The organism is Halalkalibacter lacteus (genome assembly GCF_036663595.1).
Lineage (GTDB): Bacteria > Bacillota > Bacilli > Bacillales > Bacillaceae_D > Halalkalibacter > Halalkalibacter lacteus.
In genome coordinates this window covers 1-21,349 of sequence record NZ_JAWRVL010000045.1, presented here as the reverse complement: position 1 = coordinate 21,349, position 21,349 = coordinate 1, and the positions used below count along the sequence as shown (strand labels likewise).

Here is a 21,349-nt window from a genome sequence, read left to right as displayed (position 1 = left end):
TATTGGATTTTAGAAAGAAAGATAAAGGCATAAGAGAAACCCCACTTGAAAAAGTGGGGTTTCTCAACAATCTGAGCTAAATCCATAGGATTTAGCTCTTTTTTTCTACAGCGATTTATTGCTGTTCTCGTAATTGTTTAAAGTCAATCTCTTCATTATGATTATTTAAACGAAAGATCACCGATTCATCGATGACACGATATTCATCTAGCACCTCAACTAAGTATCGGAATCTCGTTTGAAAACGATGAACATCAAACGTTTCCTTTTCAATCTGAGCCGTCATATCAATTCGTTCTATTTCAACTGTTTCCATAACAGCATCTAGATCTACCCCTTGCAGATCCATTAAGTTCATTTGTTCTAAATGCTGACGGACAAGCGGCTTGTATTTTTCGTCGGAACCTCGAAAGGATACTTCATAAGCCGAAATGCTAACTTCTTCCGCTTCATCCACAGCCACTTCTTCTACTTCTACATCCTCTTCTATCAAATCAACTTCTTCTCCATCCTCGGTATAGACAACTTCTACATCCTTCATCAGAAATTCATTTTGATATGGTTTAAAAACGTTTAAGAGAGACGCTGGTTCTTCCAAGACTAGATCTTGTAACTCTTCACGAGGAATTGCTTCCCAATCCGCCCCATCACGATCAGGCTTCGTTAACCACTCGTCGTCATCTACATATAAGAAAAAAAGGAGTGGATCTTTTAAATTTAACAATGTCATCTCGACCGTTCCATACATTTCCAATGGTGAAAATTGCACATCAACATCCATCGAAGTTCTAAATGATTCTTGTTGAGCTCTTAAAGTTTGTGTTCTTGATAAGGAAGCCATATCTAATTTTTCCATAGAGGAAATTCCATTATCATACACTTCTTCAGGCGACAATTCTTCGCCACAACCAGCTAAAACAAGCATAAGCGAAACAATCGCTATGGCTAACATTTTTCTACCCATTTCTATCTCTCCTACTATACACCGCGACACGTATGCTTTGGTTTGATCAATCACCTTTCTATTTTACATAACGACCTCTACCTAAAACAAGTTCTCATTTAAGAAAAAAACGCATAGCGGTCTTTTCTTATCTTTCTTATATTCTCTCAAAATTTCATATTTATCTTTTAAAAATATATTTTTTCAACAAATTACACATATCCACACTTACATTTCGACAAAAAGCCACTCTGTTACTTAATTGTAACATAAAAAATTAGCGAATTATGGTAAACTATCAAAGTGCTTACCCGAAATTTGTTAGATTTAAACATTACATTTAAAATTATAGTAGGAGTGATCTTCTTGTGTAAGAAAATTTTGTCGTCTTTCCTGGTATTTACATTGGTTATAGCCTTCTTCTCAAGCTATCAAGCAAGTGCTTCAACCGCAAATAAAGTCATATCAGTAGCGAAATCCCAAATTGGAACTCCTTATGTATGGGGAGGAACAACACCAAGTGGATTTGATTGTTCTGGATTTATGCGTTATGCCTTTAATCAGGCTGGAATTAGCCTTCCACGTACAACTGCAGAACAATACCGTGTAGGTCAATCTGTTTCAAAGTCTAACTTACGTCCTGGAGATCTTGTGTTTTTTGAAACGTATAAACCAGGTGCTTCACACTCTGGTATATACATAGGAAACAATCAATTTGTACATGCATCTTCGTCCAATGGAGTGAGTACTTCTTCCATTAATGATCCTTATTACTGGGGTCCGCGGTACCTTGGAGCTAAACGAGTGCTTGAAAATCAACAAGCTGCTACACCAAAACCGGAACCAAAACCAGAGCCAAAGTCTTTACCGGCAGGACAATACCATGACGTTTCTTCTAACTCTAGTTCATATGCATTGATTAAAACATTAGGAGAAGCAGGTGTTATTAATGGATACAGTGATTATACATATAGACCTGATAATTCAATTACGAGAGCGCAAGTGGCTCAATTGCTAGCCCGTGCATTAAATTTAAAGCCTACCAATTACTCTGGTAAATTTAATGATATAAATAAAAATACAAGTGGCTATGAAGAAATTCAAGCCGTCGTAGATGCAGGCCTATTTAAAGGGGATGTAGATGGTAACTTCCGACCTGGAGATCCTTTTACACGAGCTCACATTGCAGTTGTGTTCGATCGAGCTTTCGATTTACCTGATGCTGTATCGGCAACCAACTTTTCTGATATTAATTCCTCTCTCGGTGCGTATGATTCCATTCAACGCTTAGCAGCAAGTGGAATTACTACTGGTCATAGTGATAATACTTATAGACCAAATAACGCAACAACGAGACTTCAACTAGCTATTTTCTTGTATCGTGCTCTATATGAATAAGACGTTTTAAAATGATGATAGGTTTCAAAAACCTATCATTTTTTTATTTAGTATTTTCTTCACTTCAAATTTCTTGTAATTTTAGTTATGATAGTAAAAGTGCTAGATCACTCTATTGAAAGTGGTGAGTAAATGAAGTTACAACATTCTCTTATTCTACTCTTAAGTTTCTTCCTTTTACTAGGAATGGATCATAACGAAAATCAAGACGAATTCATTATTACATTTGAAGAGGAAGTCAATGAATCTCTCTTAGAAGAGTTAGGATATGAAATTGTAGAACAATTTGAGCTGTTCCCAGGTGTTGTTGTCCGTAGTATTGATTCTGATGTCGACAAAATATCAGTTCTTTCAGCTCAGGCCGCCGCTAATTTTACAGTAGAAGAAAACGCACAAATTATTTCTGTTGCTTCTTCCAACAAAAACTGGGGCATTGATCATTTAAATATTCCAAAATCTTGGGAATCAGGCTATACAGGTAAAGGCGTAAAAGTAGCGATCGTTGATAGTGGCATTTCTACCAGTCATACCTCTCTTAACGTAGCAGGGGGGAGAAACTTTGAAAAAGGAGCGGAAAGCTCTAACTATAACGATGACTTTGGTCATGGAACGCATACTGCTGGAATTATAGCCTCAACAGCTTCCGAAGCTTCAGGTGTTGCTCAAGGCATCGAATTATACGCTGTAAAGACTTTGGATAAGAATGGTTATGGGGATTTAATGGATACGATAAAAGGAATTGAATGGGCTGTCAAACAAGGCGTAGATATTATTAATCTCAGCTTAGGAACAGATAATCCTTCAACTGCTTTAAAAGCTGCTGTTGATCAAGCTCATGAACGAGGTGTGTTAATCGTTGGTGCAGCTGGTAACAAAAAGAACAACTATGATACGCCAATGAACGTACAGTATCCTGCACGCTATGGAAGTGTCATTGCTGTTTCTGCAGTCGACCAAAATAACAACCTTGCTAGATTCTCAGCTTCTGGTTCTGCGATTGAATTAACAGCACCAGGAGTGAAAATCTATAGCACGTATCTTAACAACGGATTTCAAAATGACAGTGGTACATCCATGTCTACTCCATTTGTAACAGGTGTATTGGCTCTATATAAAGAAGCATTTCCAAGTGCCTCTAATTTAGAAATAAGAAGAATGGTTCAAACAAGCGCACTTGATCTAGGATCGAAAGGACGTGACCAAAAGTACGGATTTGGCCTTGTTCAACCGCCTATTAAACAGTCAACAGGCGATGTTCCCGTTCATTCGTTTAAAGATGTAAATCCACAGGCTAGTTTTGCTGAACATATTAACTATTTATTTTCACGAAATATCATTACAGGCTATGATGATAATCAGTACTTCAAACCTAAAGACAGTGTTCGTCGTGGGCAAGCTGTTGCGATGATTGGACGATCTTTAATTTGGAATGCTCCAAAATCCGAAACAGGTTATTCAGATGTGAAGTCGGACTACTTTGCCTCTGGGTATATTGCAAGAGCTACTGAGAGAAATATACTTAGTGGATTCTCTGATGGAACATTTCGTCCTAATGCTCCGATTACAAGAGGGCAAATGGCAAAGATTATCGGAAATGCATATAATTTAGAACGAGAATATGAAAATGTTTTTCCTGACGTTAATGATAAGACTACCGGTGCAGAAGCCATTCCACTCTTAGTTGAACTAGGGGTTGTCGGGGGATTCTCTGATGGAACATTTAGACCAAGTGACCCTTTAACAAGAACGCAGTTTGCTGCGATCATGGCAAGATTATTGAATGAGGGTTTAAGGTTATAACTTGCAGTAAGGCTGTCTCAGAAATTTGAGACAGCCTTTTTACGGTGCCTGACACCTGTCGGATGATCGATTCTTCTTTCTGATCTTTTCTAGCAATTCCTTCGCTTGTACTTTCGCATTTTTTGTTTGTTCTTCTAACTTTGTAAACTGAGTAACTTTCCCTTCATCACTAATAACCGCTTCAATTGTGTGAATAAAAGGGTATTTCATTCTGTTAATCATGATTTTAAAAATTGGTAAAAAAGAGACTACATTCACTCCCATTTTCTAAGCACTACCAAGAAATACAGTGCAGAAAAAATTTATTTTTTTTAAAAAATAAATCTATCAATTTCCCAATTTCAAGATTATAATATTCTAGAATTTATTAAATTACTTCAGGAGGAATGTTATGTGAAAGGGTTGTTCATGTCCTTGTTATTTGGTTTAGGTCTTCTGTTATCACCTTCTTTTAGTTATGCAGCACCATCTGAAACAGATCTTAAAAATTTTCTAGACGGAACCGGTTTGACCCAAACAGATTTAGAAGAATATCTTGATTTTTATGATTGGGCACTTGAAGATTTTGAAGACATGGAAGAACTTAGTAATTTTTTAGGCCCTATTCTTACAGATGGAAATTTACTTGAGTTGCTAGAAGAGTATGAACTCACATTAGAAGAAGCCACTCAACTTCTTATCGAAAACGGGGAATTAGAAGAAGGACAAACGATTTTTGACGTCTATATCTTTTATGATGACCTTGATATCGATCTGTTTTACTACAATCTAACACCGATTACGGAAGAAAATTTACAACAATTACTAGACATGTACGATTTAACCTTGGACGAGCTTCATGCCTTATTAGCTGAGCATGGTGATACTCTTGATTTTTATGAGCATATAGAAGACCTTGAATGGTCGATTGAGTATTATCTTTATTATGCTGACGAGGAGATTGATTTTTCCGATATCGATGACCTCTTTGACCAACTTGGCTTAACATCAGATGAACTAGAAAGGCTCTTTGATCACTTTCTTGCGCTTGATTTCGAAAACCAAGCGTTTTTAGATAAGTTAGACGAGCTGTCATGGCGTTTAATGGCGTTTGAAGACTTTGACGAAGCATCTGAATTAACACCAGAGCAAATTGCTGACTTACTAGACATCTTCACCCAGCTTCTCGATTTATTTGAAATGGACGTGAAATTCTATCTAGTCAAAGATGACGAGAAAAAGCCTATCACTATCGCAACTCTTATGACGATGACAAGTACTGATGGCTACGATCTATTCCTTGAACTTTACAACAAGCAAGGCGACTTCCTAGCTGATTTGTTCTTCACAGCTGACATGCTTGGATCAGAGATTATTACCGAGACAGGCAAAGACATTAAAAAAGTTGAAGAAGTTATCGTAGAAAAAACGACGACGAAAAAGCTAATTGAATCAAAGCCAATTGAATCAAAGCCAGTAACGAAAACGCAAAAAGGCGCGAAGCTTCCAAAGACGGCTTCTGACTATTTAGCGAACACTGCTGCTGGTCTCGCTTTAACTGCAGCAGGCTTTGCCATCTATCGTCGTTTTAAAGTGAAAAATGCGTAAAGCTCGAAACAAAAAAAGAAGAATGAAGCCATTCATTCTTCTTTCCTTATGTTGCGTAATGATCGTAGGAGGCCTTTTATTTTCAAGTACCAATGCGTTTAAATTTCTGAAGGGGTATTTGTTGTTTAAAACGGCTCAGATTACAACGGAAGTAGTCGTATCAACTGATGTTCCTTTCGAAGATGAGGAAGCGAAAACAGACGAACAAGAGGAAGTCGAGTCGGCAGAGGAAAAACCGCCTTCTAATTACCCACTTCACCCTGAAATTGGCGATTTAATGGGCGAACTGTACATCCCAAAGTTGGATGCAACTTTGCCGATCTATCACGGAACAAATGAAGACGAGTTAGAAAAAGGCGTCGGCCACTTTGCTGGAAGCGTCTTGCCAGGCGAGAATGATAATGCTGTCTTATCAGGACATCGCGATACCGTCTTTCGGCAATTAGGGGATGTCGGAGAAAATGATTTGTTGATCGTGACAACCGCTGCGGGGGAATTTACGTATAAGGTCAAAAGAGTCCGTATTGTCGACGAAGACGATCGTACGGTTATTGTTCCTAAACCGAAAGCAACGTTAACGGTCTCGACTTGTTATCCGTTCAACTTTGTTGGAGCTGCTCCGGAGCGTTATGTGCTGGTTGCGGAATTAAAGGGGCAGGAGAAGAGAAGTAAGGACTTATGAAATAATGATCATGAAACAGGTCGGCTGTCTTTAAAAAACATAGACAGCCGCTTTTCTCAAGTTGCTCTCTCATTCACGCTCACGATTAAAATACTCCCTAACTACCTCCTGTATTACCCCGTCAAAATCAGCTGACTCCCGCCTATGCTCCCCAGCCATAAATTCTTGTCCACATCCATCCGCTGTAACTTCAAACCCCGAATAATACAAATCTGTTATCCCTTCGCCAGTCTCTGGATAGTCTGAATAACCACCAGTTGGAAACAGATAAATGCATTGATTATCAACGGCTGTTCGATTTCCGTTTTCATCAACATAATAGTATTGATCCGTTACAATCCCATGCCTCATATCCCGTGTTGATGTCACGAAATAGCCATCCTCATGAATCTCATGCACGAAATAATCGTTTTCAACTTCAACAGGAGGCGCTCCCGGAACATTGTAAAAAACGAACACATCTCCCTCATATCCTTCAGGAATGAGGTACACCCCGTTCGTCTCATCAGTTTTAGTGAACAAATAAATAGATAGACAGACTATTCCGCCCGCAACAACAACTGCTGCAATCACTCTTACCAAGCGAGACGCCCTTTTGAATTTGCCCATCATTATATACACAACAATCGCAATGGTTGTAATAATAAGAATGGTCGGTGTGATGTAATACAATGCAAAAATAAGAATCTCTGAAAATGAAAAAGAATACACACCTGGCTCATTTTCAGAATGTCGCATCAAACCAACCGTTGCCATACTGACAGCTATGATCACTGACAGCATGAGAGAACCAATTAGAACTTTTATAAGTTTCATCATTTCCTAACTTTCTCCTTTCCATTCAATTAAAAAAGTCCATTGCTTTATCAATGAACGAAAAATGGAAGTTATTATATTGTCTATCTCATTTGCACTCTCTTCAACTTCCTCTGATAGTGGTTCATCATCAAACTCTACTACTAGTATAAACTATTCTTTTTTCTAAATCATTCCCCATACCAATTTATATGAATTCTGTACTAGAATACTCTTACCTGCTGCTTCCATTTTACCTGCTCATAATAAAAAAGTGACATCAACTGCCACTTTCACGAGTCTTCTATCTATATTTTATCTCTTCAAACCAACACCCTACTGCTTCGTCAAAAGTCTATGAACTAACTTGCCCCACCCAATTATCGACATCCATAACGGAACACTCAACACTGTTCCCCAAAACATACCGACTAACACGTTTCCATCTCTCTCCATATCCCATTCCTCCTTTTTTATGGATTCTAGGCAAATGGACTGCTGTTTATACGCTATCGTATGTCTTGATTTCGGACTTGATGAACACTATTCTCTAAAAAGATTGTTCTAAGAGGCCACTGAAAAAGGTTGCTTTTTACCTTTTTCAGTGGCCTTTAAGCAATGAGAGTAGCCGTTGCCTTGTTTTAAAGCCCGCTATGAGTGGGTTTCTCATAGCAGGCGCGCAACGTGCGGAGCCATTGCCGCTTCCTCGATGGACTTTTTCAGTGCCCTCTGTTCTAATCCATTTTTGTACACTTCTTTTCTTCGTTAATGTCACCTTTTACATTTTGGATATATTTATCCAAATCAGGTGTATAATCCCTACCTTTTGAAGCACACTACAAAAAAAACGAAAGGAGCAAACCGATGAACACGTTATTTAGTAAGACTTGTAAGATTGTAGGCTTGGTTGATACGAAAGGCTACCTCTTTGATAAAAGTCTGAAATGGATCACCTTTATCCAGAATAACAATTCGTTTTCGTCTTCTTGTCATTGGGTAGGAGCTGTCGTTTATTTAATCTAGGAAAGACGGCCACGCCGTCATTTTAAAGTTGAACGATAAGTGTGGTTCTTGTCGTTCAACGCGCAGCGTATGGAGCCATTGCCATCCTAGAATGGGCTTTCATGCTTCATTGAATTCACTCTAATTTAATTCATACTTATCTTTATAAGAGAAAAAAGTTCCTCCAGTAGGTTCAGTACTAGAGGAACTTTCATTCAATTTCGGGCGGTGTTTAGCACTAGAAAATAGTTGCGATCACTTCTTCAAGTGTCATCGCACTTTCTACATCAAACGTACCTGGGCGTAATTCATTTGCTAAACCACGCTTTTCGACTTCATTATAAAACTCCATTGCACTATCAATGATGTGGGCACGCACAAGTGCTTTCCCAACATCAATGCTTGTCATGCCTGGTGAGACAGTCAGCATCGTACGGTAGATAATTTTCTCTTCTACCTCTTTCTCTTCTTCTGTTTCTTCAGCCTCTTCTATTTCTTCAACGGCTTCTGCTTCTTCAATCGTTGCAAGTTGTATTTGCCACTCTTCTTCTGTTTGGATAACGTAGCCTTCCGTCGCTAGCATGCTTTTCATCTCTTCAACAGACAATTTTTCTGCGGCATGAGTACTAGCTGTTTCACTAGGTCCCAACAAGTAGACACCACCACATACACCCGCTGCTACGATTAATCCGAATGCAAAGCTACGGATCGAGTTAGCTTTCATTGGCAACTCGTCTCCTTTCACCCTTTTGTTCCATGTATGGAGCAAGCAAGAGCTTTACCTCATTTTCAGTTAGCTTTGTTTCCGCTGCGATCCCTTCAAATGAGTAGCCACGCTTATGCAAATCGAGCACTTCACGCAACAAAAGTCGTTGCTTCGCAGAACCCGCCTTTTTTCCTTCTTCTGTTGATTGAACTTCCGCATCAAGCTCAAAGTTGCGCAGTTGCTTTTGCAGTTCCTGTACTTCTTTCATAATGGAAATCGAAAACTCTTCCATTTCACGTTTCCCTGCTTTTGATTCTTGTCTAGTTTTATAAAACGACAAAATGAGCAACATCGCTGCTGCACCAAACAAAATGGCTAACGCCCATTCCATCATATTATGATCCTCCCTTACTACGAATCTAGTATCTTACAACTTTTATTATAACACTGATCGTAATGAAAATTCGATAAAAAATGTGTAAATACTACAAACGTTGAAAAGGTGACTCAAAAGGTCGGTTTTCACCTTTTGAGTCACCTTCCGAATGATATTTCTCTTTGCAATTCATATCCCTTGCGTGTACGTCCTCTTGCTCCGGACTGTTCCTCACCGTAAATCGTCGCATCATATGGACAGGCATGCATCGTGCCGTCATACTTAGAAGATAAAGCCATCGATCTTTTCCCTATCTTACTTGTTCAATTTTTCTAATGCACTACTTGCTAACTGAGCCATTAATTCAACCCCTATGACAAGTGCCTTTTCATCAATATCAAATTGTGGATCATGCAATGGTTTTTGAACATCACGCGTTGCAATGGCAGTACCTAACCAGAAATATGCACCAGGATAATGCAAGAGAAACCGTCCGAAGTCTTCTCCACCTAAACTCGGATTTACTTCTGGAGTCGCCTCCTCTCCTAACAACTGTTGCGCTACTTCCTTCACTTTTCCTGCCCATTCTTCCGTATTGACTGTTGATAAATATCCATCTAAATATTCTATTTCGGCTTTGGCCCCCATTGACTGGGCAATGCCTTGCACCAAATTGAAGATATTGTCTTTTACACGCTGTTTAACTTCAACTTTATAGGTACGTACGGTCCCTTCAATTGTCACTTTGTCTGCAATGACATTATAACGACTTCCTCCTTCAATCCGCCCAATTGTAATCACAGCAGATTCAAGCGGATCGACATTGCGACTAATAATCGTTTGAAGCGCACCAATAATTTGATTAGTCACAATGATTGCATCCGTTGTTTGATGAGGCATGCTCGCATGACCACCAGCACCTTTTATCTCGATTTTCATTCTGTCGGAATTCCCCATCATTGGTCCTGGGAGAATCCCAATTTTTCCAACTGGTAAATCAGGCCACACATGTTGAGCAAAGATTACATCCGGCTCATACTTATCAAACAAGCCATTCTCCATCATCGCCTTTGCCCCGCCAATTGGCGCATCCTCCTCGGCTGGTTGAAAGACGAGCAAAACCGTACCAGCTAATTCTTTTTTATACTTATGAAGGAGCAATCCTGTAGCAACTAACATCGCCGTATGGGCATCATGTCCACATGCATGCATGACTCCTTCGACCTTTGAGCGATACTTGACATCATTTTCTTCTTCAATTGGAAGAGCATCCATATCCGCGCGTAATGCAACTGTTCCTCCAGGTTTTTCTCCTTTTACAACACCAAGAACACCATTTCCTCCAAATCCTGTATAGTATTCAATTCCTGCTTCTTTTAAGTAGCTCTGAATTTGCTTAGATGTTTTTACTTCTTCATGACTTACCTCTGGATAGCTATGAAACTGTCTTCGCAAGTCCGTCACTTGTGTTTCAATCTCGATCCCTCTACCTTGAAATTGTAAATTTCCCATCGCGGTTCCATCTCCCTTTTTCTCTTTCATCTACTAATAGGAGATAGGCGTTGAATGCTCAACGACCGTTTCCTTGTGGTTTTTCTAGAAAATTTCACCATAACTAGAATCACAGTGCCTAGCCGTGGTTCAATTAATTTTTCTCTGGAACTTATTCCACACACTTTCAACTCAATCGAATGTTTTCATAGAAGAAACCTGATTTCTTCGGTACTTTCTTTTAATTTGTATTCAACGCCATGGTTCACGATCCATTTTTTTATTTTTACGGACATTATCCTTGTTTATTATTTTAAATAGAATAGTAGCACAATTCAAAATTCACTCCAATTCATTTTAGAGAAATCTCCAAAATGTTTCCGTAAATAATCTAACAGGAACATAAAAAGAGCAGTCTCATTCATGTCAGACTGCTCTTCTTATTAATTGCTCATGTTACTAGCGTGTTCAAAAAAGGAATGGCAGTGGCTACGCTCATTGCTTCGAGTTTGTTAAATAAGGTAATAAGAACGACGCTTTTGAACAATCGCTTTACCCATCTACTGGTTTACCGCCGAGAGATTCATATTCTTCATTTTCCAATGACAAAATAAACCCTTTTCCTCGAATGCTTTTTATGGAAATTTCCTCTCCCGTTTTTTTCCGAATTCGATACATAAGCGCATTTACTTCTTCTGCGCTCACATCGGGAATTTGCTCATCACAATGGATTCTTTCTGACCAAACGTACTCCTTCACTTCTTCTTTCGAAACAAATTGTTGCTCGTTTTGAATAAGGAGCTCGATGCATTTATATTCTTTCTCTGAAAAAACATATCTGCTATTCTTTATAATGACTTCTTGTTGAAAGGGATCTAAGCGAACATCCTTCCTCTCTCTGTTTGCGACATCTTTCATCATAGGAGCGACATCGACGGTTTCATCCAAATTGGTCGATGAAAAAGAAAGAAGAATGAGATTGTTCGCAAGCGCAAGTTTATCTCCATTACGCAGCAACGTTGCCTGATTCGGTTGAAGACGCTGATTATTGACAAACGTGCCATGCTTGCTGTCTGCATCCGTCACAAAAAAATTCCCATTTTTCGTATAAATAGAAGCGTGTTTTCTAGATACATAGATATTATGAAAGGAGACATCCGGCACCCATTCGTTGCTTTTTCTCCCTATCATCAATTCTCGTTTTTTTAATGGGATCATCGCCCCTTCTTCAAAGGGTGTCCCACGTTCTACAAGTAAATAAGCAGGTACATTCAATTTCCTCGCCCCTTATTCCTGTCCACTATCATTTTTCTATCATTCAATTATTATGTCATAACTATTGTAATAAGGTAAAGATTTCACTAATAATGTAGAAAATAGGTTTACAAGATTCATTGGAGGACATAATGATAAAGCGAATATTTTATAAAAATAGATTTGTATACGCAGCGTTTCTTTTAGCGCTTATTTTATTTATGTATGTTAATAACAGCTCACTTTTTGCTAAGCAAGAAGACAAAGAACCTCTCCTCCTTGCCCACCGCGGCCTTGGACAAACGTTTAGCATGGAAAACATAACCGGGGACACGTGTACAGCTGAGAGGATTTTCGAACCAGAACACCCTTACTTAGAAAATACGATCCCGTCGATGGAAGCGGCCTTCGCTGCTGGCGCTGACATGGTCGAGCTTGATATTCACCTGACTTCAGACAACCAATTCGCGGTGTTCCATGATTGGACGCTTGAGTGTCGCACCGATGGAGCAGGTGTGACACGAGAGAAATCAATGGATGAGTTGAAACAACTCGACATTGGCTATGGCTATACAGCTGATAACGGGCTTACCTATCCTTTTCGTGGCGAAGGAATCGGCCTGATGCCTTCGCTTGATGACGTATTTGATTCCTTTTCAGAACCGGCGTTTCTTATCCATATTAAAAGTGACGACCCCAATGAGGGAGAATTGCTTGCCGATTATTTAAAAAACGTGCCAGAAGAACGTTTGCGTCATGTCGCCGTTTACGGTGGAGATGAGCCAATTGCGATCTTAAAGAAACACCTACCAGAGCTTCGAATCATGTCAAAAGCAACGATGAAAAGCTGTCTGACCCCCTATCTTGCAAGTGGTTGGACAGGCTACGTCACATCTTCATGTGAGAATACTCAATTGCACATTCCTGAGACTATCGGACCTTGGCTCTGGGGCTGGCCAGAGAAATTTGTGAACCGGATGGAGAAAAAAGATACGCGAGTCATCGTCGTAGCAGGTGATGGTGGCTGGTCCGAGGGCTTTGATTCAGTTAAAGATTTAGAGCGATTGCCAACTAGCTATTCAGGGGGAATTTGGACAAATCGAATCGATCGAATTACTCCTGTGTTTCATGAGAACAGCACTAAACAGTAAAATTAGGATAACGAAGTGAGTGTTGCCTTCTTCCTCACTACCATAAAGGATTAGCCCGCATTTCGATAATTGTCGGAACCGGGCTATTTCTAGTCCGTATAACCTCTTTTATTGTCCGATAAAGCACATTTCATGTCCGCACTGCCTATTACCAATGAAGCAACGCTCAGGCACTCACTAATTTCTCATACGTCTCCTTATTGCAAATAATATAAAGCACCGCCTCATCCGGTATCGTTTCATTCAACCTTCGATTAATATCGAGGTGATTTCGATCTGCTATCAAGGTTGCTCCTTGTACGAGTAAGTATTGGAACGCATCATTATAAGTAATCCACTCGTCTTTTTTTGAAAGCTGAAACAAGTCCTCGCCATGTTGTCTGCTAATGAGCTGTGAGTACACTTGACTGACACCTTTATAAAGAGCTGAGCGTACAGCGAGCCTTGAAATCGTTTCCTGCGACAAAATAAACTCATCAACTTTCACATGAGTGAAGTTGGAGATGTTTTTTTCAGCCATGACTTCTACTGTTGTATGGACAGTTGGAGCTAAGCGCTCAATTGTGATCGCCACAAGCAGTGTCTTTGCATCCTTCAAAGAAGGATCTTGAATGGTGTCATCGGCAAAGATAATTACGGCATTGGCTTTTGTAATATTTGCTTTTGCAAATGTTTCTTCAGATGTTGGATCTCCTTGTATGTAGTGAACCCGATTTTCCGTAAAGTCAACGGGCGATTTCGGCAGTGTATCAATAATCACAACTTCTATCTCAGCGTCCGAATCAAGGATTTCTTGTATCGCTGATTCCGATTTCTTTCCCCAGCCACTAATGACAATATGGCTTTCTTTCATATAGCTCATCCTCCCTTCCTCTCTCATTTTGCGAAAAATCGTAAACGAATCAACGATCTTCCCAATGACAACCCCAAGTAAGCCGATTCCAAGTAAAAACATAAAAACAGAGTATAATTTCGCTGGTAGCGTCACGGGTGAATAATCGCCATACCCGACTGTCGTAAAGGTTGTCATGACAAAATAGAAGGTATTTAGTAAACTTTCAAAGTTATCTGGTTCCAATGCGTACATGATTACCGTACTAAGGAGGATAAAGATTCCTGTCGTAAGAAATAATGTCAGGTTTCTCATCTTTATTAAACCTAAACTGATTTTCAAGAAAAAGTGCATGTCATTCACCTCCTTGGGGTCAGACCCCTCTTCATCTCTTTAGTGCAGTGCAGTGGGGTCTGACCCCACTTTACTTCTGCACCGTATACCCTGCAAACATCGATAAATTCCCTGTAATCCGTTCGCCTACTCGAAAGAACAACCCACTCGGCTCCCCATTAATCACATGAGATCCAATCAACAGTTTACCAGTATACGGCCCGTCCCACGTGTCAATCGTTTGATCTGGCATTGGGAAATATTGTTGAAACACGGCGGTTTGGTCTTGATAATAATCAACATCCTCTTCTAATACCGTCCCATTTGAGACGATTCGAATTCCGCCACCTTCTCGGCCAAGCACAGGCTTTTTCACATAGGAATCGTGCAGTGGATGCGCAGTAAAAAACGTTGGCAAGAAATACTTTTCAATGGCTGCTTGTTCAATCCGCGTATACCATTCATCCTTCATCTCCCAAATTAGCGCCATCACGGCTTTTGACTGCATCAACAAAGCAGACGGCGGATTAATGATCTTCACTTTCTCATTCTGGACATGGACAATAAACCGCTCACCAATTAACTCACCCGTCCCGCTCTTTTCATCCAAGAAGTATTCAAGTGGATACAGCCTGTACAAATAGTCAATTCGCTCGCCTTCAGGGGTCTGCACATTCTCTTCTGCGACCACAAGCTCTTCAAGCGGCACGTATTTTGCTTGCTGCGGATACAAGCTCATCAAGTACTCCACCGTCTGCTTATCTTCATCATGCCAGTCTGCACTCGTAAAATAAAGAGTATCACCACTGCTGATGCCGTAGTCTCGTATTACTTGATTCCACGCTTGTTTGATGTTTGCAGCCATCCGTGCATTCGGATTCACACGGTTATGCTCCTGGCATAAAACGTCTTGTGCAATCGCTGCTTCGACAAGTCCAACTGGCGTATCAGTGTTTCCCTCAATGACTTTTAATCCATGTGCGGACGCAATAAAATCATAGCGACTAAAGTATGAAAACGCAGCCTTCCCTTCAGCTAGTAACAAGTCCCACAAAAAAACAGAGATTCCTAACTTATGAATCATCGATCGATCTTTCATAAGCTGTTCATACGTTTTCACAAAAATGTCATTCACAGCTCTAGACGCATTTTCAACTTCCGTAACCAAAGACTGCGGAACAACTAATAATGAGTCACTCATGTATTGGTTGTCTTCATAATTTTCATATAACGTGGCCCATGTAAAGCCTTTTGCAGAAGCTTTCTTTTCTACTTCAAGCCACTTTTTCAAATACGTTTCCGACTCAAACGGCTCCGTTAACGATTGATAAGGTAACATCCACAATCCCTCCTTAGAGGATTAATATCAAATCAACTTTCAGACAGTGCACGCTGCATACGTCACTGCATGGCCATGCAGTGTTAATAGCTGATGGTTGCTGCAACAATCATTCCGACTAAAACGGAAACCCCGCCTAAGAATAAGCCAACTGCAACATTCCCATTCTCAACCTCTTTCGCTAAACTCGTATTGCGCGTAAAGACATATTCAATGACTAAGTGCAATACGATTTGAATGACAATGGCAATCAATGCCCAAATCGCTAAATCAACTAAATTGATCGAACTGCGAATCGCCGATTGTAAGACAACAACAAGACCCGCCATTTTTCCAAGTAATTTCAACGTTACAGCCGTATTTCCATTTTTAATTTGTGCACGCTCTGAATAAGGTGTTAGCAATTTAAAAATATAGGTCCCAATCAAAAACAACACGAGGGACACAGCAAGATAGATGACAAAATGATCAAACGTTTGTAAATAATACGTTATGTCCATTCATTTGCTCCTTTCACTCCACAAGGTAAGAAATAAGATAGATTATCGGTAATTTGCGCTCCTGCACGAATTCCAAATGCACTCGGTTTTTCATTAATAATAAAACTTCCAATTAACAAATGAGCTTTTGCAGAACCATTCTCTGTCCGAATGGTTGCGACTGGTAGGTCAACATATTGTTGATAGACTTTAACATAGTGATCATACGATTTCATTTTTTGAGAATATATTGTTTTTCCGTTTTGCTTCACAACAACCGTGTCACCTTCACGTCCAAACGCAGGCTTTGAGACATAACGGTCTCCCGTCTCAAGAAAAGGCTCTTCATCTAAATAAGTCGGCAAAAAATAACGTCCTATTACCTCAAGCTCATGCTCGGTCAACAGCGGATGACGGTGTTCATACATCCCCCAGATTAGGGCCATTATCACCTTGCTCTGCATTAAAAAAGCGGAGGTTGGATTTAGCAACCCAACTTTTTTCTTCTCAACCAATTTCATAAATTCAATTCCAATGGGAAATTGGTCATCCGTTACATCCTCAAGAAGAGCTTCTAATGGATATGTATGGCGATACAACACATCGATTTTATTTCCACTTGTATCATAGACTCCACATTCAATACCTGCAGATACAACCTGAATATCTCGCAACGGAACAAACGTCGCTCCTTTAATCTGGGCAACATGCATCAAATACACCATCGTTTCACGGTCTTCGATGTCTTCTTCATGTGCTGTAAAAACGACATATGGGTGAGCTGTAACCCCTATTGCTTGGGCACAATGAAAGATGCTGTTCCGAATCGCTTTTCCTAACCATTCTGCTTCGTTTTGATTTGGATTCTCTAGCTTGTATTCCTTGCACACCAAACCATTCACATCAAAAAGCTCCCTAATAAAAGTCGGAGTATCCGAATTAAACTCCAATATTTTTAACCCTTCTTTTGTTTTCACAAAGTCAAAGCGCCCAATAACAGTCTCATATGGCAAGAGCGACAGCCTTAGAAAAGGCAATGCTTTTTCCGAAAATCCTAAACCTAGCAGTGATTCATCAGGCGCAAATCGAATAATCTCGTTTACCTTTTTATAAATCGCATAGCTCTCTTTTGTTGCTTGCCTGACGTCGAAAACGTCCTCTCGTTCGATTTCAAGACAATCATACAAGGCGTACTCAACGCCATACAACCTGTCCCAAAAGCCGTGAATCGTTTCATAGAATAGGTTTCGTTTATCATAGTAATTATCCACCAAAAATACCACCACCACCCATACCTGAGCGCGGATTTGTCGCTCGGTCCGGACTTCTTTGTTGGTTATTATCTTGTCTTGGTTGGTTTACATTTTGATCAGTCCTAGGATTTGTGGCTGGCTGTCTAACTTGACCGCCTCCACCGCCGCCTCCCATCGCTCTTCCTGCCATAAAAGCAGCAATCGTCGGGAACCAACTTCCACCATGATAGTAATGACCGTGATTCTCATTGCCTTCCTCGACACATTGATACCCTTGTGCTTCTTCGTCCCACGTCCACGTATCACAATCTGCCTCCTCTGGTGAAGGTGGTTCTGTTTCAGGCTGAAATTCTCCCTCAGGCTCTGCCGGTACAGAAAATAACTCTTCCTGTGCACCTGGTGAACAAGCCGTTAAACCGAAAAGCGCTACACTCGATCCGAGAAAGCCCTTTAGAAGTTTATCGGTTTTTGGTTTCTTCATGTTAAAAACACCTCCAATTTCTATACGTTCTTACCTACCATTGGTTTCATTCTTTGTATTGGCAAACCTTGTGAACACATCTATTTGATTTTATCAATATTTTGGCGCTCAATGAAAGGTTTTAACCAAACTCTCTTCTATGTATTTTCCTATTGCGATATTATCACTCGGAAAAGTGAAATATGACCATCTCGCCTGTCCTTATCATGCGTGAGTATAATACGGTCTCATTTGGGTTTGTATTGGTAAAAATCCACAACCCATACTCACATTAAACGTACAACCACTAACCAACTTCATGCATAGATTAATTCAATGTTCGTATAGCTATCTTGGTGGAGGAGCTATGCTACATGTAAGCACAATTGAAAAAGAGCCGCAACTGAGTGCGACTCTTTTTCATAACAGGAAAGCTGATTAATGAAAAGAACGTGTCCAAAAAGACGGCGGCAATGGCTCCACACGCTGCGCGCCTGCTACGAGAAAACTACCCATAGAAGGCTCAAAACCATGCAGCGCTCCGCTCATTGCTTAGAGGTTGTTCAAAAAGGGATGGTTTTTTCCTTTTTGAACAATCTCTATAAGACAGAAATCGATTTAGAAAGTCCTTCATCACCACCTCCTTTTAGTAATCAATGGAATTAATTCGTCATTTGCTGTTGGCACATTCCCATCATCTCTTCAAGATAGTCTTGTCCACCTAAAGGAGTCCAAGGAACCTCAATCCCTTTTCCAGGAGCTACCGCCTTTCCTTGATATTCACTGTTCTCATTAGCTGCAATATAAATATCCCAACTCCATCTATTAATGCTACTTCTATATACTTCATTACCAACTTGATCAATTTCAGCTAAATAGTAGTTTTTAATCGTAAACCCTCTAATAATATCTTTCAACATTTTTAATCACTCCTCTTTGAGTATATAATCTCACATCATTTAGTTTGTCCTAAAAAAGAAACTATATTTATGAATTGTAAAACCTAGAACTTGTTATTTTTCTGTTTTATTAATTATAAGAATAATATGAAAATATAAATTTGAAAAGAGTTTACGTGAGAAAATCTAACAATATATATAATGCAATATTCCGATAATTCAAATGTCACTTTTTTCATGAACAAATTGAAGAAATGGGTCGTGCTAGGCACCCAAAAAAAGCTCCTTTTCGTAACATCGTAGATTAACTTGGTTCGACAACCAAATCAGAACTACATTACGAAAGGAGCCTTTACTAGAAATAATAAACAAAATCGAATGCCTTATACATCCTAAAAGAAAAAGGCATCTTTTCGTAAAACTTCTATTAACTAGTTAGTTGTTCAACTTCAGCTTGCTTTTTGTTAATCTTAATCTGCACTTGACGAACTCTCTTTTCTTCTGCCTTTATCACTTTTACATGAAGGTCTTGATAAGAAAACTCCTCTCCAACTTTTGGAATACGCTGGAATTCTTCTATTAACCATCCACCTAATGTGTGGTTGGCTGTCGTTGGAACATCTATATGAATAAACTCGGCAAAATCAACAATCGAATAATCCGCATTAAATACATAACTTGAAGGACCGACTTGCTTGACTTGATTTACACTGACATCATGTTCATCCCAAATCTCACCGACGATCTCTTCTAATATGTCTTCTAATGTAACCAAACCAGAAGTCCCGCCAAATTCATCAATGACAATCGCCATATGAACCTTCTGCTTCTGCAATTCAGGAAGCAAAGATGAGATTTTCATAGATTCTACAACAAACAAAGGTTGGCGAAGGAGTGATGTCAAGTCAACATTCTCACCCTTTTGAATATAAGCTGTTAGAAAATCACGCTCTGACAAAATACCAATGACATTATCTACATTGCCTTCATATACAGGAATTCGTGAAAAATGTTCTGCAAAGAAAACATCCTTAATTTCAGAGATCGGTTGATTCAACTCTACGGTTATCATATCTGGGCGAGGTTTTAAAATTTCTTGAACGATAATGTCATCAAACTCTAACGAACGGTGAACCATTTCTTTTTCACTTTTTCCGATAACTCCTTCATCCTCACTAAGTTGAACAAGCATTTTAATTTCTTGTTCTGTAACGGATGGTGTATTTTCTTTGTTTCTCATGAATAATGAAACGAGCTTTTTAATTTGTAGAAAAACCCAAGTCACTGGATACAACACTTGTATCAACAAGGATAGTATTCCCGACGTTTTTAGCGCATAGCTTTCCGCATACTCTTTCGCTAACGATTTCGGGATAATTTCGCCAAAAATCAAAACCAAAATTGTGACAACAAATGTACTAATAAACACACCAAGACTAGGGCCAAATAGTCGAATCGCAATTTGCGACGAAAGTGTTGCTGCTGCAATGTTTACAAGGTTATTCCCAACCAATAAGGTCGACAGCGTTGTATCAAAGTCCTCAGCTATTTTCAGAGCTTTCTTTGCTCCGCGTCTCCCCTCCTCTTCGTAATTTCTAAGGCGAATCTTATTCACACTTGAAAAGGCCGTTTCAGCAGACGAGAAAAAAGCAGACAGAAATAGTAGCACAAAAAATAACGCAATCAAACTCGAGGGAACATCGTCCATCTAAACTTCACACTCCATTTATAGTAGTAGTATTATTTTATTACGAAACATTCACTTTAGCTACGTTTTTTTTTAATTCGAAATAGCTTAGCAAATAAGCACTCACGCCAAGGATCAAATCACTAATCCCGATCGTCATTCCTTAACAATATTACGCCATTGATACAAGGTTCATTCACCTTTTGCTTGTAAGTTTCAAATCTTTTTGTAGATGAAACATCATAGAAGCCAGAAAACAAAAGCCCCTACAGCGAAACAATACAAGGAAAAATAAATTAATTTTCCACTTCTCATAATGTTCATAAACCACGACTTCCTTAAGCGTGATATCACGATCTTTTTTCCACCCTTTTAAATTTCGAATAAACCAAAGAGCCAGTCCCGTAATGACGAGCGTGACCGCGATCACATGAATGTCCTTGAATTGACTTGCGATCCAATCATCAAACAGGAGGGCGATGACAACGGCTGGAATCGTTGCAATGATAAGATAGATCCCGAATTGAAAATCACTTTTTGAGGAGCGATTTTTTGTTAGCATATAATCAAAGAACCCAGACACAAACAAAAGACCTCTACCAATGGTAAAAGTCTGGCTAACAACATGTTACATGTTGCCAATAAAGCCGAGGACTGTTGATCCCAGAATGACGACTTTATTGTACAGCTACTCCCCTTTAATATCCCCTTGCTACGTTTTCCATCTAGTTTATGAATAGATGGAAGTTGTCATACGAATGAATGGGTTAAAGCAAAAGCGAGCTACTCTCAAGTAGCTCGCTTTTGCTCAGATTGTTGAGAAACCCCACTTTTTCAAGTGGGGTTTCTCTTATGCCTTTATCTTTCTTTCTAAAATCCAAT

General features: G+C 39.5%; 21 protein-coding genes. 5 read left to right on the top strand and 16 right to left on the bottom strand.

The features are described 5' to 3' along the window. Positions 1–115: 115 nt before the first annotated feature. Positions 116–964 carry a DUF6612 family protein gene (locus SAZ04_RS20160; RefSeq protein WP_332698826.1) on the bottom strand — a complete coding sequence of 283 codons (849 nt, stop codon included), beginning with the start codon at positions 962–964 and terminating at the stop codon, positions 116–118. Between the two features lie 345 nt (positions 965–1,309). Here SAZ04_RS20160 and SAZ04_RS20155 point away from each other — a divergent pair, with 345 nt between their 5' ends. Further along, on the top strand, positions 1,310–2,341 hold the full coding sequence (locus SAZ04_RS20155) for a C40 family peptidase (RefSeq protein WP_332698821.1): 1,032 nt from the start codon (positions 1,310–1,312) through the stop codon (positions 2,339–2,341). A gap of 132 nt (positions 2,342–2,473) precedes the next feature. Next, positions 2,474–4,141 carry a S8 family peptidase gene (locus SAZ04_RS20150; RefSeq protein ID WP_332698818.1) on the top strand — a complete coding sequence of 556 codons (1,668 nt, stop codon included), beginning with the start codon at positions 2,474–2,476 and terminating at the stop codon, positions 4,139–4,141. Positions 4,142–4,180: 39 nt separating this feature from the next. On the opposite strand, the gene SAZ04_RS20145 is transcribed toward SAZ04_RS20150, so the two are convergent. After that, a complete protein-coding gene (locus SAZ04_RS20145) occupies positions 4,181–4,405 on the bottom strand; it encodes a hypothetical protein (protein ID WP_332698815.1) in 225 nt (74 codons plus the stop codon). Positions 4,406–4,534: 129 nt separating this feature from the next. On the opposite strand from SAZ04_RS20145, the gene SAZ04_RS20140 reads away from it, so the two are divergent. Together SAZ04_RS20140 and SAZ04_RS20135 are read left to right on the top strand one after the other, a co-directional pair. After that, entirely contained in the window at positions 4,535–5,728 is a 1,194-nt protein-coding gene (locus tag SAZ04_RS20140) for a processed acidic surface protein (RefSeq protein WP_332698813.1), read from the top strand. Next, positions 5,721–6,410, top strand: coding sequence for a class D sortase (locus SAZ04_RS20135; RefSeq protein WP_332698810.1), 690 nt, complete (start codon positions 5,721–5,723; stop codon positions 6,408–6,410). Before SAZ04_RS20140 ends, SAZ04_RS20135 begins: the two co-directional genes overlap by 8 nt. Positions 6,411–6,479: 69 nt before the next feature. Here the strand turns inward: SAZ04_RS20135 and SAZ04_RS20130 are convergent, their stop codons facing one another. The 6 genes from SAZ04_RS20130 to SAZ04_RS20105 form a co-directional block, all read right to left on the bottom strand. After that, complete coding sequence (locus tag SAZ04_RS20130) at positions 6,480–7,229, bottom strand: DUF6843 domain-containing protein (RefSeq protein ID WP_332698807.1); 750 nt, start codon at positions 7,227–7,229, stop codon at positions 6,480–6,482. 1,216 nt (positions 7,230–8,445) lie between these two features. After that, complete coding sequence (locus tag SAZ04_RS20125; RefSeq protein ID WP_332698804.1) at positions 8,446–8,931, bottom strand: hypothetical protein; 486 nt, start codon at positions 8,929–8,931, stop codon at positions 8,446–8,448. After that, positions 8,921–9,307: a hypothetical protein gene (locus SAZ04_RS20120; RefSeq protein WP_332698801.1), complete on the bottom strand. Its 387-nt coding sequence runs from the start codon at positions 9,305–9,307 to the stop codon at positions 8,921–8,923. The genes SAZ04_RS20125 and SAZ04_RS20120 overlap by 11 nt, the downstream gene beginning before the upstream one ends. Positions 9,308–9,447: 140 nt before the next feature. Beyond that, positions 9,448–9,588, bottom strand: a complete 141-nt coding sequence (locus SAZ04_RS20115; protein WP_332698798.1) for a hypothetical protein — start codon at positions 9,586–9,588, stop codon at positions 9,448–9,450. 16 nt (positions 9,589–9,604) lie between these two features. Next, the gene (locus SAZ04_RS20110; protein WP_332698795.1) at positions 9,605–10,801 is read right to left on the bottom strand and encodes a M20 metallopeptidase family protein; all 1,197 of its coding nucleotides are present in this window, start codon (positions 10,799–10,801) and stop codon (positions 9,605–9,607) included. A 531-nt stretch (positions 10,802–11,332) separates the two neighbouring features. Beyond that, positions 11,333–12,055, bottom strand: coding sequence for an FHA domain-containing protein (locus tag SAZ04_RS20105; protein ID WP_332698792.1), 723 nt, complete (start codon positions 12,053–12,055; stop codon positions 11,333–11,335). Positions 12,056–12,186: 131 nt separating this feature from the next. Between SAZ04_RS20105 and SAZ04_RS20100 the strand changes: the two genes are divergently transcribed. Next, positions 12,187–13,185, top strand: a complete 999-nt coding sequence (locus SAZ04_RS20100) for a glycerophosphodiester phosphodiesterase family protein (RefSeq protein ID WP_332698789.1) — start codon at positions 12,187–12,189, stop codon at positions 13,183–13,185. Between the two features lie 166 nt (positions 13,186–13,351). On the opposite strand, the gene SAZ04_RS20095 is transcribed toward SAZ04_RS20100, so the two are convergent. The 8 genes from SAZ04_RS20095 to SAZ04_RS20060 all read right to left on the bottom strand — a co-directional run bounded on the left by SAZ04_RS20095 (position 13,352) and on the right by SAZ04_RS20060 (position 21,050). Next, on the bottom strand, positions 13,352–14,371 hold the full coding sequence (locus tag SAZ04_RS20095) for a potassium channel family protein (protein ID WP_332698786.1): 1,020 nt from the start codon (positions 14,369–14,371) through the stop codon (positions 13,352–13,354). Positions 14,372–14,441: 70 nt separating this feature from the next. Beyond that, positions 14,442–15,689 (bottom strand): glutathionylspermidine synthase family protein, encoded by a 1,248-nt coding sequence (locus SAZ04_RS20090; RefSeq protein WP_332698783.1) that lies wholly within the window; start codon positions 15,687–15,689, stop codon positions 14,442–14,444. An 83-nt stretch (positions 15,690–15,772) separates the two neighbouring features. After that, positions 15,773–16,189, bottom strand: coding sequence for a DUF350 domain-containing protein (locus SAZ04_RS20085; protein WP_332698780.1), 417 nt, complete (start codon positions 16,187–16,189; stop codon positions 15,773–15,775). Beyond that, positions 16,180–17,439: a glutathionylspermidine synthase family protein gene (locus SAZ04_RS20080; protein WP_332698777.1), complete on the bottom strand. Its 1,260-nt coding sequence runs from the start codon at positions 17,437–17,439 to the stop codon at positions 16,180–16,182. The genes SAZ04_RS20085 and SAZ04_RS20080 overlap by 10 nt, the downstream gene beginning before the upstream one ends. After that, positions 17,432–17,902 carry a hypothetical protein gene (locus tag SAZ04_RS20075; protein WP_332698774.1) on the bottom strand — a complete coding sequence of 157 codons (471 nt, stop codon included), beginning with the start codon at positions 17,900–17,902 and terminating at the stop codon, positions 17,432–17,434. Before SAZ04_RS20075 ends, SAZ04_RS20080 begins: the two co-directional genes overlap by 8 nt. Before the next feature lie 641 nt (positions 17,903–18,543). Beyond that, positions 18,544–18,801 carry a hypothetical protein gene (locus SAZ04_RS20070; protein WP_332698770.1) on the bottom strand — a complete coding sequence of 86 codons (258 nt, stop codon included), beginning with the start codon at positions 18,799–18,801 and terminating at the stop codon, positions 18,544–18,546. Between the two features lie 406 nt (positions 18,802–19,207). Beyond that, a complete protein-coding gene (locus SAZ04_RS20065; RefSeq protein WP_332698767.1) occupies positions 19,208–20,488 on the bottom strand; it encodes a hemolysin family protein in 1,281 nt (426 codons plus the stop codon). 175 nt (positions 20,489–20,663) lie between these two features. Continuing rightward, positions 20,664–21,050: an undecaprenyl-diphosphate phosphatase gene (locus SAZ04_RS20060; RefSeq protein WP_332698764.1), complete on the bottom strand. Its 387-nt coding sequence runs from the start codon at positions 21,048–21,050 to the stop codon at positions 20,664–20,666. Positions 21,051–21,349: the final 299 nt, after the last annotated feature.

Excerpts from the sequence above, each read along its gene's own strand:
- SAZ04_RS20160 (WP_332698826.1), bottom strand. The coding sequence starts at position 964 with ATGGGTAGAAAAATGTTAGCCATAGCGATTGTTTCGCTTATGCTTGTT.
- SAZ04_RS20150 (WP_332698818.1), top strand. The coding sequence starts at position 2,474 with ATGAAGTTACAACATTCTCTTATTCTACTCTTAAGTTTCTTCCTTTTA.
- SAZ04_RS20145 (WP_332698815.1), bottom strand. The coding sequence starts at position 4,405 with ATGGGAGTGAATGTAGTCTCTTTTTTACCAATTTTTAAAATCATGATT.
- SAZ04_RS20135 (WP_332698810.1), top strand. The coding sequence starts at position 5,721 with ATGCGTAAAGCTCGAAACAAAAAAAGAAGAATGAAGCCATTCATTCTT.
- SAZ04_RS20130 (WP_332698807.1), bottom strand. The coding sequence starts at position 7,229 with ATGATGAAACTTATAAAAGTTCTAATTGGTTCTCTCATGCTGTCAGTG.
- SAZ04_RS20125 (WP_332698804.1), bottom strand. The coding sequence starts at position 8,931 with ATGAAAGCTAACTCGATCCGTAGCTTTGCATTCGGATTAATCGTAGCA.
- SAZ04_RS20120 (WP_332698801.1), bottom strand. The coding sequence starts at position 9,307 with ATGATGGAATGGGCGTTAGCCATTTTGTTTGGTGCAGCAGCGATGTTG.
- SAZ04_RS20115 (WP_332698798.1), bottom strand. The coding sequence starts at position 9,588 with ATGGCTTTATCTTCTAAGTATGACGGCACGATGCATGCCTGTCCATAT.
- SAZ04_RS20110 (WP_332698795.1), bottom strand. The coding sequence starts at position 10,801 with ATGGGAAATTTACAATTTCAAGGTAGAGGGATCGAGATTGAAACACAA.
- SAZ04_RS20100 (WP_332698789.1), top strand. The coding sequence starts at position 12,187 with ATGATAAAGCGAATATTTTATAAAAATAGATTTGTATACGCAGCGTTT.
- SAZ04_RS20095 (WP_332698786.1), bottom strand. The coding sequence starts at position 14,371 with ATGCACTTTTTCTTGAAAATCAGTTTAGGTTTAATAAAGATGAGAAAC.
- SAZ04_RS20090 (WP_332698783.1), bottom strand. The coding sequence starts at position 15,689 with ATGTTACCTTATCAATCGTTAACGGAGCCGTTTGAGTCGGAAACGTAT.
- SAZ04_RS20085 (WP_332698780.1), bottom strand. The coding sequence starts at position 16,189 with ATGGACATAACGTATTATTTACAAACGTTTGATCATTTTGTCATCTAT.
- SAZ04_RS20075 (WP_332698774.1), bottom strand. The coding sequence starts at position 17,902 with ATGAAGAAACCAAAAACCGATAAACTTCTAAAGGGCTTTCTCGGATCG.
- SAZ04_RS20070 (WP_332698770.1), bottom strand. The coding sequence starts at position 18,801 with ATGTTGAAAGATATTATTAGAGGGTTTACGATTAAAAACTACTATTTA.
- SAZ04_RS20065 (WP_332698767.1), bottom strand. The coding sequence starts at position 20,488 with ATGGACGATGTTCCCTCGAGTTTGATTGCGTTATTTTTTGTGCTACTA.